This is a genomic window from Serratia silvae, assembly GCF_023282985.1.
Taxonomy (GTDB): Bacteria; Pseudomonadota; Gammaproteobacteria; order Enterobacterales; family Enterobacteriaceae; genus Chania; species Chania silvae.
The window spans coordinates 1-14,464 of the sequence record NZ_JAGQDC010000003.1; the positions used below are offsets into that span (position 1 = coordinate 1).

The window sequence follows — 14,464 nt, forward strand, 5'->3', positions numbered from 1 at the left end:
TAGGCTGGGTGTGTAAGTGCAGCGATGCATTGAGCTAACCAGTACTAATGATCCGTGAGGCTTAACCTTACAACACCGAAGGTGTTTTAGAGAGATTGAAGTAGATTTTCAGCGGGTTCCGAGATTGGTTCTGGTGGTCATGAAAATGACGGCCAAGAATGAAACAGAATTTGCCTGGCGGCAATAGCGCGGTGGTCCCACCTGACCCCATGCCGAACTCAGAAGTGAAACGCCGTAGCGCCGATGGTAGTGTGGGGTCTCCCCATGCGAGAGTAGGACACTGCCAGGCATCAATTAAACGTTATCAGTATGACACCTGGTAATGCGCGAAATCACTCAGGTGGTTTTGCCAGCATCGAAAGATGCGACGTAAAAGAATCGGTGGAGCGGTAGTTCAGTTGGTTAGAATACCTGCCTGTCACGCAGGGGGTCGCGGGTTCGAGCCCCGTCCGTTCCGCCACTTAATTGATAAGCCCTGAGTCTCTGACTCAGGGCTTTTTCATTTGCATAAATTGAACACCCCAATGGCTTATTCCTGCCCCAATTAGCGTCAATTTCTGATTATTGTTGCCAATTAATCAAAAGTCTTATGCACAATAGGGCGTTTTTGATCAACAAAACTGCTGCCATAATCCTCTCAAGCTGTTTTGATAAACAAACCGAGAGAACACAATTATGAGCATCCCTGCATTTGGCTTAGGTACCTTCCGTCTGCAAGATCAAGTGGTGATCGATTCCGTGAGCACCGCTCTGGAACTGGGCTACCGTGCCATCGATACCGCACAAATCTATGAGAACGAAGCGGCTGTTGGCCAAGCAATCGCAGCCAGTGGCGTGAAACGTGAAGAGTTATTTATCACCACCAAGATCTGGATCGCCAACCTGGGTAAAGACCAGTTGATCCCTAGCCTGCAAGAAAGCCTGAAAAAGCTGCAAACCTCCTATGTGGATCTGACCTTGATCCATTGGCCATCACCGAACGATGAAATCTCGGTTGCCGAGTCTATGGCGGAGTTGGTTAAGGCTAAGGAACTGGGGCTGACGCGCCAGATTGGTATTTCCAACTTCACTGTTGAACTGATGCAGCGCGCTATTGATGCGGTGGGGGCTGATGCGATTGCCACCAACCAAATCGAACTCTCACCATATCTGCAAAACCGTCAGGTGGTTGAATTTGCGCAACAGCATGGCATTGCCATCACCTCCTATATGACGTTGGCGTATGGCAAAGCGTTGCAAGATGAAGTCATCAACAATATCGCCAAGCGCCGTGATGTGACTGCGGCTCAGGTGATCCTGGCCTGGGCGATGCAGCTGGGTTATGCGGTGATCCCGTCCTCGACAAAGCGTGAAAACCTGGCGAGTAATCTATTGGCGCAGCAACTGACACTGTCTGATGATGAAATGGCTGCGATTGCTGCATTGGAATGCAATGGCCGCCTGGTTAGCCCGGAAGGTCTGGCTCCAAACTGGGATTGATATCTTGGCCGTCTGTGATTCTGAGGCCACAGACGGCCAAGCTTGTTTTAACGAGCGATCTTTTGGTGTAGGGCGATAATCTCACGGCCCATTTCCATCAGCATAATCGCGCTCATCAGATGGTCCTGCGCATGAACCATCACCAGATGAACCGGGATTTTACCGCTGCCCTCGTCCATTTCGATCAGTTTGGTCTGCACGTGGTGAGCGCCAGAGAGTGCCTCTTGCGCTTGCTGCATATATGTTCGGCCTGGACGAAATCTTCTTCTTCGCGTGCACAGCGCATGGCTTGAAACACCAGACTGCGGGCGTAACTCGCATTGGCAATCAGCTCCATTACTTCGTTTTCCAAATCAATTTCAGGCTTCCTCAATCAGCGCCAGGGCTTGATCCAAGACCTTGTCACCCTTTCATGGTGCCGTAGGCCATCATATCGATGCAGGCGACTTTTTTATGGTGCTCATGGGCAATCTTCTCGCACTCGGCCAGCTTATAGCGGATCTGCGGCCCCAGCAGCGCGACGTCAAATTCGATTACCGCCGTTTTGTATTCACGGATCGACTTGGCGCAGATCTCGGCGTCAATACCGCGTGCTTTGGCGGCTTCCTGCATCTTTTTCACCAGCAGACTGGTGGACATACCCAAGTCACACACTAACAGGATCTTTTTCATGTTATTTCTCCAGGCGTTCCAGCAGGTGCTGGATTAAAAGTGGAGAAGAAATTGGGTGGTCTGACGTCCACCGCATTCTGGTTACAACATCGGCCAGCTTAGCGGGGTGTCAGGCTTTCGCTAAGAAAGTCGATAAAGCTGCGTAGGCGGTTGCTTACGGCGCTGTCGCTGTAATAAACCGCATTGACCGGTATGGCAACCGGCAGCGTCTCCTTGATCAGGATCTGCACTAAATCCCCACGCTGAATATCTTCATCGATCATAAAGTTCGACAGACAGGCGATGCCGTTGCCATGTAGGCAGAGGTGGCGCTGTGTTTCTCCGCTGTTGGTAGTCAGCCCCGGAGTGATCTCCAACTGCCGGCCATCGGCGCTGGCTAATGGCCAACGGTTCAGGCTGAGCAGATCGTTGAAGCCGATGCAGCAGTGTTGCGCCAGCTCCTCCACGTTTTGCGGGGTACCGAACTGCCGCAGATAGGCCGGTGACGTCACAATTTTTCGATAGCTGGTCATCAGTTTACGCGCCTTCAAACTTGAGTCTGTCAGTTCCCCCACCCGGATGGCAATGTCGACCTTGCGCTCAATCAGGTTGATAAAGGTTTCTGAAGAGACTAGCGAGAGCGACATTTCCGGGTAGCGGGCACGAAACTCGCCAACCAATGGGGTCAGCACGTGCAACACGACCGGCGTTGCGGCATCCACGCGCAACAGGCCCTGGGGCCGCTGGCGGCTCTCCATCAGCGTATTTTCCGCTGCGGCCATATCGCTCAGGACTTTCTGCACCTGGCGGAAATAGTTTTCTCCCTCCTGCGTCAGGTTTATCTGGCGGGTGGTGCGATTGAGCAGCGTGACCCCCAGCTTACTTTCCAGCTTTTTAACCGTACGGCTGACCACCGAGTTCGCCTGTTCCAAGTGCTCCGCCGCGCGGCTGAAGCTACCGCATTCCACCACGGTGACAAAGGTGATCAGTTCATCCGAATTTGCCTTCATTGTTGCTCCACCAGCAAAATTTATTTGAAATTTTGAGCATTTTTATCATTTAAGCACAGGCAGATAATCACCGCTATCAACCCGAACGCTATTTTGGAGTTAGCAATGCCTCTCGCTTTACTTGCCTTGACCATCAGTGCCTATGCCATCGGCACCACGGAGTTTGTGATTGTCGGATTGATCCCGACCATCGCCGAACAGTTGAACGTCACTGTGCCCTCCGCAGGGCTGCTGGTGACCCTTTACGCCATTGGGGTGGCGATCGGCGCGCCGGTACTGACCGCTTTAACCGGCCGAGTGCCGCGCAAGATGCTGCTGGTGGGCCTGATGGTGCTGTTCACCCTTGGCAATCTGCTGGCCTGGCAGTCACCGAGCTATGAGTCACTGGTGGTTGCTCGTTTACTGACTGGCCTGGCGCACGGGGTGTTTTTCTCGGTGGGTTCAACCATTGCGACCAGCCTGGTAGCCAAAGAGAAGGCGGCAACGGCCATCGCCATCATGTTTGGTGGCTTGACCGTCGCGCTGGTGACCGGCGTGCCGTTAGGCACCTTTATCGGCCAGCACTTCGGCTGGCGTGAGACCTTCCTGGCGGTGTCGTTGATTGGCATGGTGGCGATTATTGCCAGCCTCATCTTGATCCCGAACAACATCAAGAACCAGGCCAGTGCCAGCATCCGCGATCAGCTACAAGTGCTAACTCACCCGCGCCTGCTGCTGATTTACGCCGTTACCGCACTGGGCTACGGCGGGGTATTTACGACCTTCACCTTCCTGGCGCCGATGATGCAGGAGCTGGCTGGCTTTTCGGCTCCGGCCGTCAGTTGGATTTTGCTGGCCTATGGCATAGCGGTAGCCATCGGTAATATTTGGGGCGGCAAGCTGGCCGACCGTCATGGCGCGGTACGGGCATTGAGCTTTATCTTTGCCGCGTTAGCCGCCTTGCTGTTGGTGTTTCAGTTTACAGCAAGCCACAGCATCGCCGCGTTGCTGACGGTGGTGGTGATGGGGGTATTTGCCTTTGGCAATGTCCCGGGCTTGCAGGTTTATGTGGTGCAGAAGGCCGAGCAGTACACACCGAACGCGGTGGACGTTGCTTCTGGCCTGAATATCGCGGCTTTTAACGTGGGGATCGCACTGGGCTCCGTGATTGGCGGACAGACTGTGGCCTCACTAGGGTTGGCGCAAACGCCTTGGATCGGGGCACTGATTGTGGTGGGGGCATTGTTACTGATTGGTCTCAGTGGCCGCTTGGATAAACAATACCCACGGCAGTTCGCCTGATCCCATCTTGCACTCTTCTTGGCCCGCATTGGTGGGCCTTTTCGCATTCAGCGCGCACCTTTACAGACACATACACGGCATTGATTGAAATCGGCCCGCCTTGCCCCTATAACTGGATCTCTAAAAGCCATGTTGGCAGAGCCGCTCAGGCGTATACTCAATTTAGTCTTGGTAGCCATGTTGCTATCAACGTGATCTTCATCCGAACGGGAAATAGGCGAATAACGTGCCGAAACGAACTTATGCAATGAGGTATGTTGCGGGCCAGCCAGTTGAACGGATTTTCCCTGGTGCCATCAATCAGCCGCTACCGCCCGGGGCCGCTTTGCCTACGTCTGGCGCGCTGCGGGTGATGGTATGGAATATTTTCAAACAGCAGCGTGCCGATTGGCTTTCTGTATTGAAAGACTTCGGTAAAGATGCGCAGCTGGTGCTATTGCAGGAGGCGCAGACCACGCCGGAATTGGTCAGCTTTGCCACTTCTAACTATCTGGCTGCCGATCAGGTGCCCGCCTTTGTGTTGCCGCAACACCCTTCAGGTGTGATGACGTTGGCGGCGGCACATCCGGTGTATTGTTGCCCGCTGCGCGAACGGGAGCCACTGTTGCGTTTGGCCAAATCGGCGTTGATCACCGTTTACCCGTTATTCAATGGTGAGCTATTGATGGTGGTGAATATCCATGCGGTGAATTTTAGCCTGGGGGTCGATGTTTACAGTAAGCAGCTTGGCCCGATTGGTGAACAGATCGCCCTCCATCGGGGACCAGTGATCATGGCGGGGGATTTTAACGCCTGGAGCCGCAAGCGCATCAACGCGCTGTATCAATTTGCCAGCGATATGGCGTTGCACGAGGTCAACTTCACCGACGATCATCGCCGCAAAGCTTTTGGCCGCCCGTTGGATTTTATCTTTTACCGCAACTTGGGCGTTACGGAGGCCTCGGTGCTGGTGACTCAGGCCTCAGACCACAATCCGCTGCTGGTGGAGTTCCATTCGCAAACCGATAAACCGGTCTGGTAGCGAAATTTGGCCAATAAAAAAGCATCCCGAAGGATGCTTTTTTTGTAGCGAAAACTTAGGTTTCCGGCGACGATTTGTTGCTGACAAACAGGGTCAGCTTCACACCGGGTTGCAGACTACTGCCTTTGCCGAGCGTTGAGTTCCAACGCATCACGTCGTTAATTTCGACGCCGTGACGACGTGCAATGCTCGATAGCGAATCACCTTTACGCACTTTATAGGTGATGCTGCTGTTATCCTTGGCATTGTTGGCCACTTGCAGGGTTTGCCCAACTTTCAGCGTGCTCTTGCCACGCAAATTGTTCCAACTCTGCAAATCGCTGGTCTTAACATTCAACCGTTTGGCGATGGTGGATAACGTGTCACCGGAGCGAACCTTATACGCACTTCCGCCTGACAGGCCGCTGTTCTTTGCCAACTGAGTAGTTGGTAATGTTGCAGCTATCTGTCCGTCGGCCAACGAGTCTTTCAACTTTGCGACATTCTTTTTGGGAACCATGATGTAATGGGGCCCATTGGGTGCCGTAACGCCTTTTTTGTAGCCAGGGTTGTAAGCCTTCATCTTGGTAAGAGAAAGCCCAGACATCTCCGCCGCCTGAGTCAACTGGATCTGCTGCCCGACATCAATACGCGCCAGTGCACGGGTTTCGTCAGTTTTTGGCAACTTGACGCCGTACTTTTTGCTGTGCTTGATGATATCGCTCAGTGCCAGCATTTTCGGGACATAGATTGACGTTTCACGCGGAAGCGACAATGCCCAGAACTCGGTGGACTTACCCTGACGTTTATTCGCCTTAACTGCCTGCATGACTCGGCCTTCACCACTGTTATAAGCGGCGATGGTCAGTAACCAGTCACCGTTAAACATGCGGTTCAAACGCTCCATCATGTTAAGCGCAGCGGTTGTCGAGGCCACAACATCACGGCGCCCGTCATACCACTGATTGTTTTTCAACCCATAATTGCGACCCGTTTGCGGCACGATCTGCCATAGCCCTGCGGCATTGGCACTTGATGTGGCGTGGGGGTCAAAAGCGCTCTCCACTATGGGTAGTAGTACCAGTTCCATCGGCATATTGCGTTTCTTAATCTGCCCGACTATCCAGTACATGTACGGCTCTGCCCGTAGTGTTACATCGTGGAGATAGCTCTTACTTTTTAAATATTTTCTTTTTTGTTCACGGATCCGGTCGTTTTCCGGAACCTCCATCTTCAGCTCGTCGCTAATGAAGTTCCACAGGTTCTGCTGGGCGGCGCTACTGTTACTGTCTAGCCACCGTGCCGAACTCGCTGTGTACTCTCCTGCTTCACTTTCTTGACCTGCCGAAGACAGACTCTGTGCATGCTGCTCTGGTGCCGGTGCATCCTGCCTGGATGACTGGCAACCAACCAACAAGACCGAGGCGAGAAGTATCGCTTTAGCCTTCATGTGTGTGTCAATATAGTTGCTTAAAAGACGAGCAAGGATACTTTGCTTAATCAAAAAACACAACTAAAAGCTTAGAAGGCATCCTTGCGCAGGCGTAATTCGGAAAAAACCGAATGAAGCTGACTCGGTGGTGAGTTAAAGCCTATTTCATTTTGTAAATCAGTGTCATGGCAGCGTAAAAATAGATTAATTTTACGCTCTAATTGCAGCGTTGTGGGCAGGCTGGGTACTCCTTTTGCCCTTGATTGCTCAATTTGTTGCTGATATGTTTCAATTTGGCGATCTTGCGGCAAAATTGTCCTGGCAAACTTAAGGTTTGAGAGCGTGTGTTCGTGTGCGCAACAAATTAAGGTTTCGTCGGGAAGTTGCGCGAGCCGTTGAAATGAGTGGTACATTTGCTCTGCCGTTCCTTCAAAAAGCCGTCCGCAGCCCGCAGAAAAAAGCGTATCCCCACAGAAAAGATAAGGTGCACTGTAGAATGCTACGTGCCCCAGGGTATGTCCTGGAACGGCGATGGTGGTGTAGCGACGCCCGCCAATTGCCAGGATATCGCCATCCTGAACCAACCGATTTGCTCCCTTATTAGCGGTTTCCTGAGGGCCATACACCGGCAGATCCGGATATTGCGCAACGATTTCCGCGACGCCGCCGACATGGTCGCGGTGGTGATGGGTCAATAATATGGCGTCGGGGGTCAGTTGCCGCTGGGACAATGCCGCCAATACCGGGCCAGCTTCGCCGGGATCGACGATCACACAGCGCCCTTGCTGGTTAGCTAATAACCAAATGTAATTGTCCTGAAAAGCGGGAATACTGATAAGATTCATGGAACACCTCTCGTTGGCAACGGCTTGAAAGAGATACTAAACCATGAAACCAGCCCAGACTCTAGAAAAGCTCACTAGCCCCAACTCCTGGGCCGGGTTGCCATGGGGCGAATACTATCGTGAGGCGTTGGAGCAGCAGTTGCAGCCCTGGTGGCCCAAGATGTTTGGTTTCCATCTGTTGAAGATCGGCAATCTCAGCGCCGAGTTAGATAGCGAAAAGTGTGCCATCTCGCATCAGGTTAACGTGGGATTGGCCGGAGAGAACCTGCATGTGCAGGCCGATCCTTATCAGTTACCCTTTGCGGCCAAGTCTGTCGATGCCTGCCTGTTGTCCCATACGCTCTCCTACGCCGATGATCCGCACCGTATGTTGCGTGAGGTCGACCGCGTCATGATCGACGATGGTTGGCTGGTGATCAGCAGTTTCAACCCTTTTAGCCTGCTAGGTCTGGGGAAGCTGATCCCCCGGTTGCGCAAACGTCAGCCTTACGTCAGCCGGATGTATACCCAGATGCGCCTGTTGGACTGGCTCAGCCTGCTCAATTATGAGGTGTTGGATCAGACGCGCTTCCATGTGCTGCCCTGGCGGCGCAAGGGAGGCCCTTTCTTGAGTACACATTTACCGGCGCTCGGCTGTATGAGCGTGATTGTGGCCCGCAAACGAACCTTGCCGCTGACGCCAACGCCGATGAAAGTGGGGGCGAGAAAACACTCTCTTAGCCGCGCAGTGGGCGCGACTAAGAGTTATCGCAAACTGCCTTAAGCTTCGGGCTTGTAGCCAACGTCGTCCTGCGTCGGGTTACCAGCCGCATCGCGTGCCAGCACGTCACAACGTTCGTTTTCCGGGTGCCCGGCATGGCCTTTGACCCATTCCCAGCGGATGGTATGGCGGGCAATCGCCAAATCCAGGCGCTGCCAGAGATCGACGTTCTTCACCGGTTTTTTATCGGCGGTTTTCCAGCCGCGCTTTTTCCAGTTATGGATCCAACTGGTGATCCCCTGGCGTACGTACTGGCTATCGGTGCTCAGCACCACTTCGCAGGGGGTGGTCAACGCTTCGAGCGCCACAATGGCGGCCATCAGTTCCATGCGGTTATTGGTCGTCAGGTAATAACCCGCGCTGAACAGTTTCTCGTGCTGTTTATAACGCAAAATTGCGCCGTAACCGCCGGGGCCTGGATTACCAAGGCAAGAGCCGTCGGTGAAAATTTCTACCTGTTTAAGCATCTCTGGTAGACTCTTCCTATCAGTTTTATAAAAACCAAGTCTGACATAAACCAGCGCCATGAGCACAGCATTATGATCTCTACACCAACCAGACAGATCGTTCTCGATACCGAAACCACCGGTATGAACAAGCTAGGGGTTCACTACGAAGGTCACCGCATCATTGAGATCGGGGCCGTTGAGGTGATCAACCGCCGCCTGACCGGTCGCCACTTCCACGTTTACGTCAAGCCGGATCGGCTGGTGGATCCGGAAGCCTACGGCGTACACGGTATCAGCGATGAGTTCCTGGCGGATAAGCCCACTTTCGATCAGATCGCCGCTGAATTTATCGACTTTATCCGTGGTGGCGAATTAGTCATTCATAACGCTACGTTCGATATCGGCTTTATGGATCACGAGTTCCGTATGTTGCAGCGAGATATCCCAAAGACGGATACCTTCTGTACCATCACCGACAGCCTGTTGATGGCGCGCCGCCTGTTCCCAGGCAAGCGTAACAACCTCGATGCGTTGTGTAACCGCTATGAGATAGACAACACCAAGCGAACGCTGCACGGCGCTTTGCTCGATGCCGAGATCCTGGCGGAAGTCTATCTGGCGATGACCGGTGGCCAGACCTCGATGGCTTTCCAGATGGAAGGGGACACCCAGCAGACGGATTCAGCCCAGGATATCCAGCGTATCCAGCGCCCGGCTACGGCGATGAAAGTGATTTACGCCAGTGACGCAGAGTTGCAGGCTCATGAAGCGCGTCTGGATCTGGTGCAAAAGAAGGGCGGTAGCTGTTTGTGGCGTGGTGGCGCAGAAGCCGAATAACGGTCTCTCAGGATAGAAATGGCGCTTAAGCGCCATAATCAACGTGTGTTCGTTGAAAAACTGTGCAAACGACTCTTTTTATAAGAAAAGACGTTGACGGAATGGCGAGGCAACCGTAGTATTCGGCTCGTTCCCCCGCAAGAGGGAACGTTGCGGAGCGGTAGTTCAGTTGGTTAGAATACCTGCCTGTCACGCAGGGGGTCGCGGGTTCGAGCCCCGTCCGTTCCGCCAACATTCAGAAGCCCTGAGTTAGCAATAACTCAGGGCTTCGTCTTTTCCGTTGTCCCACGTTCAAATCCTCTCTTCATACCCCTTCGCCAGTGTTGGTAGAAAACACATTAAAGATGTTTCAAATATGACCTAGGCGATCTTCCTCTATCCTGACACCTGTTACCGGCAGGCGTCAATCAGCTAGCCGTGCGGGAAGGGATCAGTCATAGGTCACGTTAAACAGTACCGAACTCTTCACTTTTCCGGCGGTTGCGCGTCCGGTTGCATAATACTCATAGCTGATATCACACTGGCTCCGGTTATCGACAATAACGGCACAGCCAACGCGTGGACTAGTGCGTAAATCCAGCGGATTGTCATTCATCAGCAGCCTGATTTCGACGTTTTCGGCCTCGCCACTCAGCATATTGACCAGGTTGCCGGTCTCTGAACTGACCGTAGGCCCATTTTCCAGAGTAATATAGGGCGTGTAACCATTGGTACAATGTACTCCGCCGATATGGATACTGCCTAGCGAACGGCCATGAGTCATACCCGCTGCGTGTAGGCTCCCCGCTGAAACCTGTGGCATCGGCCAATCGTAGTTCTTATGTTCTTGCCCCTCGACGCTGTCGAAGTAACAGGTCGCGAGCTTAATGGAACCCGTAACATTAAGCACGCCGGTAGAGGCGGCCTGAGCACTTTGCCCACCGCCGATCAGCATCACTAGAGAAAGTAGCCCCAGCGTATTCGATATCTTCATGCACCGCTCCCGATCATTGATAGGTGATCATAAACTCTATTTGGGCATCAGCCCTGCCAGCTTGGATGGGGGCAGAGGTTTGAATATAGGTCGCCTTGACGCCCAGGTTGTAATCACCGCCGCGATCCTCATGGAAGGTAATATAGTCAGCCAGATTGATATTCTGGTTGAATTTGGCCGTTTGATAGTTGCCGTTCTCCTGCCTTAAGCTCAGTTGCACACCAACCCCGGAGGCTGCGTCACCGGCGGTGGTATTGAGTTTTGAGATCCCGCGTTCGGCATCGATGAATCCATTGCGTGGCGTAAGCTTGAGGTTGATGATATTGGGCCTGAATACGCCGAAGGAAGTCGTGCCATAGAAAGCCGGGCAGCCAGAGAGCACAATCTCGGTCTCGGCGTTGCCTGCGGTGCTACCGATGCCGTTGAACTCATCAGGATAGTGTTCCCCAAGAGGCAGATAGTAATTGTTGCCGACGTTGCAGGTTGCCGGGATCACGGTCAGATTGCCGATCATCGCGGTCAGCTGATAGATTAAGCTTGTGCCTTTACCGTCGAATGAGGTCTGGAATCTGGGGAGGTCACTACTGTTAATGGTGCCGCTGCCGACGTTGGCGGCGGTTTTAATAAATTGGATATTAAAGCTGACCGAGGCATCATGCTGGTCGGTAAAGTTGAAAACACTGTCGCTGCTGGGTGAAAAGTAGGCCGGTAGCCTGCCAGGGATCGGTAAACGCGCACCGCTGTTGCCATCGGGAGTGCCTTGCCACAGCGCCACCCCGATGCCAGGAATATTGGTATTGAACACGAAGGGAAAGGTGGTGTTACTGTAATCGGATTGGCCATAGGGCATAGTAGTAAAGGTACTAACCAGATCATAGCTCCCTTTGCGGCAGAATAGTTTGGCTCCGTTGCCATTGGTCTGGATCCGTTGGGAATAGATCACACTGCCGATAGGAAGGTCCTCCCCCACGGTAACATAGCCGCCAATGGTCAGGCGGGTGTTGAGTGGTTCCTTGATGGCAGAGGAGTCATCCCAATCACAACCCGCGCTTGCCGCGAGCGCATTCTGCGCGCACAGGCCACCGCAGAGTATCAGTGATATCGCCATTCTTGAGGCGAATATTCTTTTCATGTTTTTTCTCATAGAGTGTGGGTACTTCGTCACTGGCAGACGCCTTGAATCAACAGCCTGCTCTCTTCAGAAGTGCCTGGCTGCAGCGAATAATGAATGTTGCAATGCTCTGCCTGATCGTTCCCCCATCGCACCTGCAGCACGCCTTTCAGGTCAAGATCACGGGCCACTATCAGGCTGGCTTGACCGACAACCCCCACGGCGTTGTTCTGCGCATCATAGACGTTGGCAGCGAAGGGCAGTGGGCTCCCGTCTGGTCGCTTGGCTCTGATGTAGGTCACCTTGCCGCGTTTGGTTTCATAATCAAGCAGTACCAATGCACCGGCACGGGGGGCGGTGGTATTGCGAGTAGATAGCAACTCTACGTCCCGTGAACTGCCCTTGGGATCGATATCGACCTGGTTGAGATAGTAGGGCCGCAGGTAAGGGACGATGGCATAGCCAAAACGGTCGATCTTAACGCCGGAAGCGCTGGTGACGAGAGCGCCTTTGGCACCTGGTGCACGTACCAGTCCCCCCGTTTCGCCAAGCGACTGCCCTAAAGTGATGCCGCCACGGTGAGCGACTATGGCACCATCCATGTTCGCTGAAATCTGCCGGTTGCCTTGCCCATAGCTATAGGTTGCTCCCATACGGGCTTGGGATGCGCGGTAGCCAACGCCACCGTTGAAATAGTTGCTATTGCCGTCAGTATTACGACTGGTGCTGACGACATAGTTAAACTGATTCTGTTCACCCGCATTGCCCGATAGGCCAATCAGGCCAGTACTCCCCTTGTTGTCGGTAGTGCCGGTAGCATTGAGCGTTGGCGCATAGAGGCTTGAACCTAACGGTAACGAGAGCGTCAGTGCGTATTGGGTTTCTCGGCGATTCGCCGTTGTATCGTCTGCGTTTCTTGTGAGTTGCCCGCTAAGCGTGCGGTTTACCGATAAGGTATAGCTAAGATTGCGCCAGAAGTTGCTATAACCTATCTGCAGACTCTGTTGTGAACTACTCTGGTTCCAGTAAGTGGTATGGTTGCCCGTGACATAGAGACTGCCCCAGCCTTCTCCCAGCGGCTGGTTGACCGAGAGCGTAAACAGGCTGCGTTGACGGCCATAGGTATCGATATTTTCATTACGCAGGGCCAGATCACGCAGCTGCACGGCATCATTTAAGCTCAGGAAACCGTCTGTTGAGTAACGATAAGCCGCCACGGAGAAGCTGGTTTGTGTTTCTGGATACATCTGGCTAAAGCCGATACGATAGCTTTGCCCTGAACGAGGGGGCTGGCTGGGAAAACGGGTTTTCGCCTGGGTGATATCCAGCGAGAGAGCGCCGAGAGGCGTGTTCGTGGCCGCCCCTAATAAGGCCGAAAAGTAACCCTTGCTGGCGATGGCACCGGTATAGCCGGTAATGAAATTACTCAGGCCTAACTGGTAAGTCAGGCTACCAAAGCCCGGTTTATTTGCCAGCCCTGCCGTATTCACTTTACCTGCAGCCACTTCGTAGCGGCTTATTCCTGGCCGCAACATTTGTGCAACCGAGGCATAGGGAACAGTAAAGGTTCTGACCTGACCGGTAGCTTCTTCTATTTGTACGGTCAGTTCCCCTCCGTAGCTGGTGGGATAGAGATCGTTAATTTCAAACGGCCCCGGAGATACGGTTGTGGTATAGAGAGTGACACCGTTCTGAGTAATGACGACCCTGGCATTGGTATTGGCTATGCCGCGTACTACGGGAGCATAGCCACGTAGAGAGTCAGGCAGCATACGGTCGTCAGAATAGAGTCTGGCCCCACGCACACGTACGCCATCAAATAATTCGCCACTGGTGAAGGTATCACCAAGGACCAATTGGGATTGCAACACGGGAATATCACGGCCGATATAGGTTGACGTGCTCTTGTAATCCCCGCCGCTGCCATTGGAGGACCAATTGATAGTTCCGTTATTTCGTACACGCCAAGGACCGGCATTCAGGCCGTTACGTAGCCCGAGATAGCCGTAGGTATTGGTATTTTCCCGCTGTTTTGACTGATAAACGTTGGCATTGTAGTTCACTATCAAAGCGGTTAAGCCGTCTTCCCATAGCTCGGGATTGACGTAGCCACGCGGTGATCTATTGAGTAGCAATTGTGGTATCGTCAGTGTCAGCTTTTGCTCGCTGACATCAAAGCTGACGGTGGCCCCGGGCAGGAGTTCGCTAAGTGAACCGCAATATCCCTCTTGCACTAGTGGAGCCAATTGAACGGCAGGGGTCTGAGCCAGCAGTTTCTCTGCGCTCAGATTGAGCAACGAAAAGAAACTTCCCGGGTAGCAGGGAAGGGTTTGCAGGCTATTGCCCGGTTGGGTTTTGAACTGGATTTTTTCATTTCCGATCCGTTGGCCATTAAGCTCGATCGACGCGGTGTAGATACCAGGGACAACGACGTTACCGCGGCTGAATTGGGCCGGATCGAACGTGCCGACCTTACCACCAGGGAAAAAGCTGGGGTCGAATGTGACTTCTTCCGGTGCATCTGCCGCATAGCTGGCAGTAGCCGAAACCATGGCATACGAAAGCAACCACTTGAGCGTGGTTTTTATTGTCGGGTTACATCTAGTCATAGCATCCTTGATGACTCAGATAAGCCA

Annotated in this window: 14 protein-coding genes, 2 tRNA genes and 1 rRNA gene; 8 read left to right on the plus strand and 9 right to left on the minus strand. The window is 53.2% G+C overall.

The window, feature by feature from the left end; genetic code table 11:
- Nucleotides 1-173: 173 nt before the first annotated feature.
- From rrf to dkgB, 3 genes are all read left to right on the plus strand, one after another.
- Nucleotides 174-289 (plus strand): 5S ribosomal RNA (gene rrf, locus KAJ71_RS04270).
- A gap of 94 nt (nucleotides 290-383) precedes the next feature.
- Nucleotides 384-460: transfer RNA gene (locus tag KAJ71_RS04275), tRNA-Asp, on the plus strand.
- Nucleotides 461-675: 215 nt separating this feature from the next.
- Entirely contained in the window at nucleotides 676-1,479 is an 804-nt protein-coding gene (dkgB, locus tag KAJ71_RS04280) for a 2,5-didehydrogluconate reductase DkgB (RefSeq protein ID WP_248944547.1), read from the plus strand.
- A gap of 47 nt (nucleotides 1,480-1,526) precedes the next feature.
- Here dkgB and KAJ71_RS04285 read toward each other — a convergent pair whose 3' ends face one another.
- The 3 genes from KAJ71_RS04285 to yafC form a co-directional block, all read right to left on the minus strand.
- Nucleotides 1,527-1,718 carry a PTS lactose/cellobiose transporter subunit IIA gene (locus KAJ71_RS04285; protein ID WP_311293216.1) on the minus strand — a complete coding sequence of 64 codons (192 nt, stop codon included), beginning with the start codon at nucleotides 1,716-1,718 and terminating at the stop codon, nucleotides 1,527-1,529.
- Nucleotides 1,719-1,881: 163 nt separating this feature from the next.
- Complete coding sequence (locus tag KAJ71_RS04290; protein ID WP_311293220.1) at nucleotides 1,882-2,151, minus strand: PTS sugar transporter subunit IIB; 270 nt, start codon at nucleotides 2,149-2,151, stop codon at nucleotides 1,882-1,884.
- 98 nt (nucleotides 2,152-2,249) lie between these two features.
- Complete coding sequence (gene yafC, locus KAJ71_RS04295; RefSeq protein ID WP_248944548.1) at nucleotides 2,250-3,140, minus strand: DNA-binding transcriptional regulator YafC; 891 nt, start codon at nucleotides 3,138-3,140, stop codon at nucleotides 2,250-2,252.
- Between the two features lie 105 nt (nucleotides 3,141-3,245).
- Here yafC and KAJ71_RS04300 point away from each other — a divergent pair, with 105 nt between their 5' ends.
- Nucleotides 3,246-4,421: an MFS transporter gene (locus KAJ71_RS04300; protein ID WP_121608815.1), complete on the plus strand. Its 1,176-nt coding sequence runs from the start codon at nucleotides 3,246-3,248 to the stop codon at nucleotides 4,419-4,421.
- A gap of 226 nt (nucleotides 4,422-4,647) precedes the next feature.
- A complete protein-coding gene (locus KAJ71_RS04305) occupies nucleotides 4,648-5,442 on the plus strand; it encodes an endonuclease/exonuclease/phosphatase family protein (protein ID WP_311293232.1) in 795 nt (264 codons plus the stop codon).
- A gap of 55 nt (nucleotides 5,443-5,497) precedes the next feature.
- Here the strand turns inward: KAJ71_RS04305 and mltD are convergent, their stop codons facing one another.
- Nucleotides 5,498-6,871, minus strand: a complete 1,374-nt coding sequence (mltD, locus tag KAJ71_RS04310) for a murein transglycosylase D (RefSeq protein WP_248944550.1) — start codon at nucleotides 6,869-6,871, stop codon at nucleotides 5,498-5,500.
- A gap of 71 nt (nucleotides 6,872-6,942) precedes the next feature.
- Complete coding sequence (gene gloB, locus KAJ71_RS04315) at nucleotides 6,943-7,698, minus strand: hydroxyacylglutathione hydrolase (RefSeq protein ID WP_248944551.1); 756 nt, start codon at nucleotides 7,696-7,698, stop codon at nucleotides 6,943-6,945.
- 43 nt (nucleotides 7,699-7,741) lie between these two features.
- Here gloB and KAJ71_RS04320 point away from each other — a divergent pair, with 43 nt between their 5' ends.
- Nucleotides 7,742-8,461, plus strand: a complete 720-nt coding sequence (locus tag KAJ71_RS04320) for a class I SAM-dependent methyltransferase (RefSeq protein ID WP_248944552.1) — start codon at nucleotides 7,742-7,744, stop codon at nucleotides 8,459-8,461.
- Here KAJ71_RS04320 and rnhA read toward each other — a convergent pair.
- On the minus strand, nucleotides 8,458-8,925 hold the full coding sequence (gene rnhA / locus KAJ71_RS04325) for a ribonuclease HI (protein ID WP_094983001.1): 468 nt from the start codon (nucleotides 8,923-8,925) through the stop codon (nucleotides 8,458-8,460). The genes KAJ71_RS04320 and rnhA overlap by 4 nt on opposite strands.
- A gap of 72 nt (nucleotides 8,926-8,997) precedes the next feature.
- Between rnhA and dnaQ the strand changes: the two genes are divergently transcribed.
- Nucleotides 8,998-9,744, plus strand: a complete 747-nt coding sequence (gene dnaQ, locus KAJ71_RS04330; protein WP_375540720.1) for a DNA polymerase III subunit epsilon — start codon at nucleotides 8,998-9,000, stop codon at nucleotides 9,742-9,744.
- Nucleotides 9,745-9,898: 154 nt separating this feature from the next.
- Nucleotides 9,899-9,975 (plus strand) — tRNA-Asp (locus tag KAJ71_RS04335).
- 199 nt (nucleotides 9,976-10,174) lie between these two features.
- Here KAJ71_RS04335 and KAJ71_RS04340 read toward each other — a convergent pair.
- Genes KAJ71_RS04340 through KAJ71_RS04350 form a run of 3 tightly spaced genes read right to left on the minus strand, consistent with a single transcriptional unit; the run spans nucleotide 10,175 to nucleotide 14,437 of the window.
- Nucleotides 10,175-10,717: a fimbrial protein gene (locus tag KAJ71_RS04340; protein ID WP_248944554.1), complete on the minus strand. Its 543-nt coding sequence runs from the start codon at nucleotides 10,715-10,717 to the stop codon at nucleotides 10,175-10,177.
- 13 nt (nucleotides 10,718-10,730) lie between these two features.
- Nucleotides 10,731-11,849, minus strand: a complete 1,119-nt coding sequence (locus tag KAJ71_RS04345; RefSeq protein WP_248944555.1) for a fimbrial protein — start codon at nucleotides 11,847-11,849, stop codon at nucleotides 10,731-10,733.
- Nucleotides 11,850-11,878: 29 nt separating this feature from the next.
- Nucleotides 11,879-14,437 carry a fimbria/pilus outer membrane usher protein gene (locus tag KAJ71_RS04350; protein ID WP_248944556.1) on the minus strand — a complete coding sequence of 853 codons (2,559 nt, stop codon included), beginning with the start codon at nucleotides 14,435-14,437 and terminating at the stop codon, nucleotides 11,879-11,881.
- Between the last annotated feature and the right edge of the window lie 27 nt (nucleotides 14,438-14,464).

Coding starts and splice junctions, on each gene's coding strand:
- KAJ71_RS04350 (WP_248944556.1), bottom strand. CDS start 14,437: ATGACTAGATGTAACCCGACAATAAAAACCACGCTCAAGTGGTTGCTT.
- rnhA (WP_094983001.1), bottom strand. CDS start 8,925: ATGCTTAAACAGGTAGAAATTTTCACCGACGGCTCTTGCCTTGGTAAT.
- KAJ71_RS04345 (WP_248944555.1), bottom strand. CDS start 11,849: ATGAAAAGAATATTCGCCTCAAGAATGGCGATATCACTGATACTCTGC.
- KAJ71_RS04320 (WP_248944552.1), top strand. CDS start 7,742: ATGAAACCAGCCCAGACTCTAGAAAAGCTCACTAGCCCCAACTCCTGG.
- KAJ71_RS04340 (WP_248944554.1), bottom strand. CDS start 10,717: ATGAAGATATCGAATACGCTGGGGCTACTTTCTCTAGTGATGCTGATC.
- mltD (WP_248944550.1), bottom strand. CDS start 6,871: ATGAAGGCTAAAGCGATACTTCTCGCCTCGGTCTTGTTGGTTGGTTGC.
- gloB (WP_248944551.1), bottom strand. CDS start 7,698: ATGAATCTTATCAGTATTCCCGCTTTTCAGGACAATTACATTTGGTTA.
- KAJ71_RS04300 (WP_121608815.1), top strand. CDS start 3,246: ATGCCTCTCGCTTTACTTGCCTTGACCATCAGTGCCTATGCCATCGGC.
- dkgB (WP_248944547.1), top strand. CDS start 676: ATGAGCATCCCTGCATTTGGCTTAGGTACCTTCCGTCTGCAAGATCAA.
- dnaQ (WP_375540720.1), top strand. CDS start 8,998: ATGATCTCTACACCAACCAGACAGATCGTTCTCGATACCGAAACCACC.
- KAJ71_RS04285 (WP_311293216.1), bottom strand. CDS start 1,718: ATGCAGCAAGCGCAAGAGGCACTCTCTGGCGCTCACCACGTGCAGACC.
- yafC (WP_248944548.1), bottom strand. CDS start 3,140: ATGAAGGCAAATTCGGATGAACTGATCACCTTTGTCACCGTGGTGGAA.
- KAJ71_RS04290 (WP_311293220.1), bottom strand. CDS start 2,151: ATGAAAAAGATCCTGTTAGTGTGTGACTTGGGTATGTCCACCAGTCTG.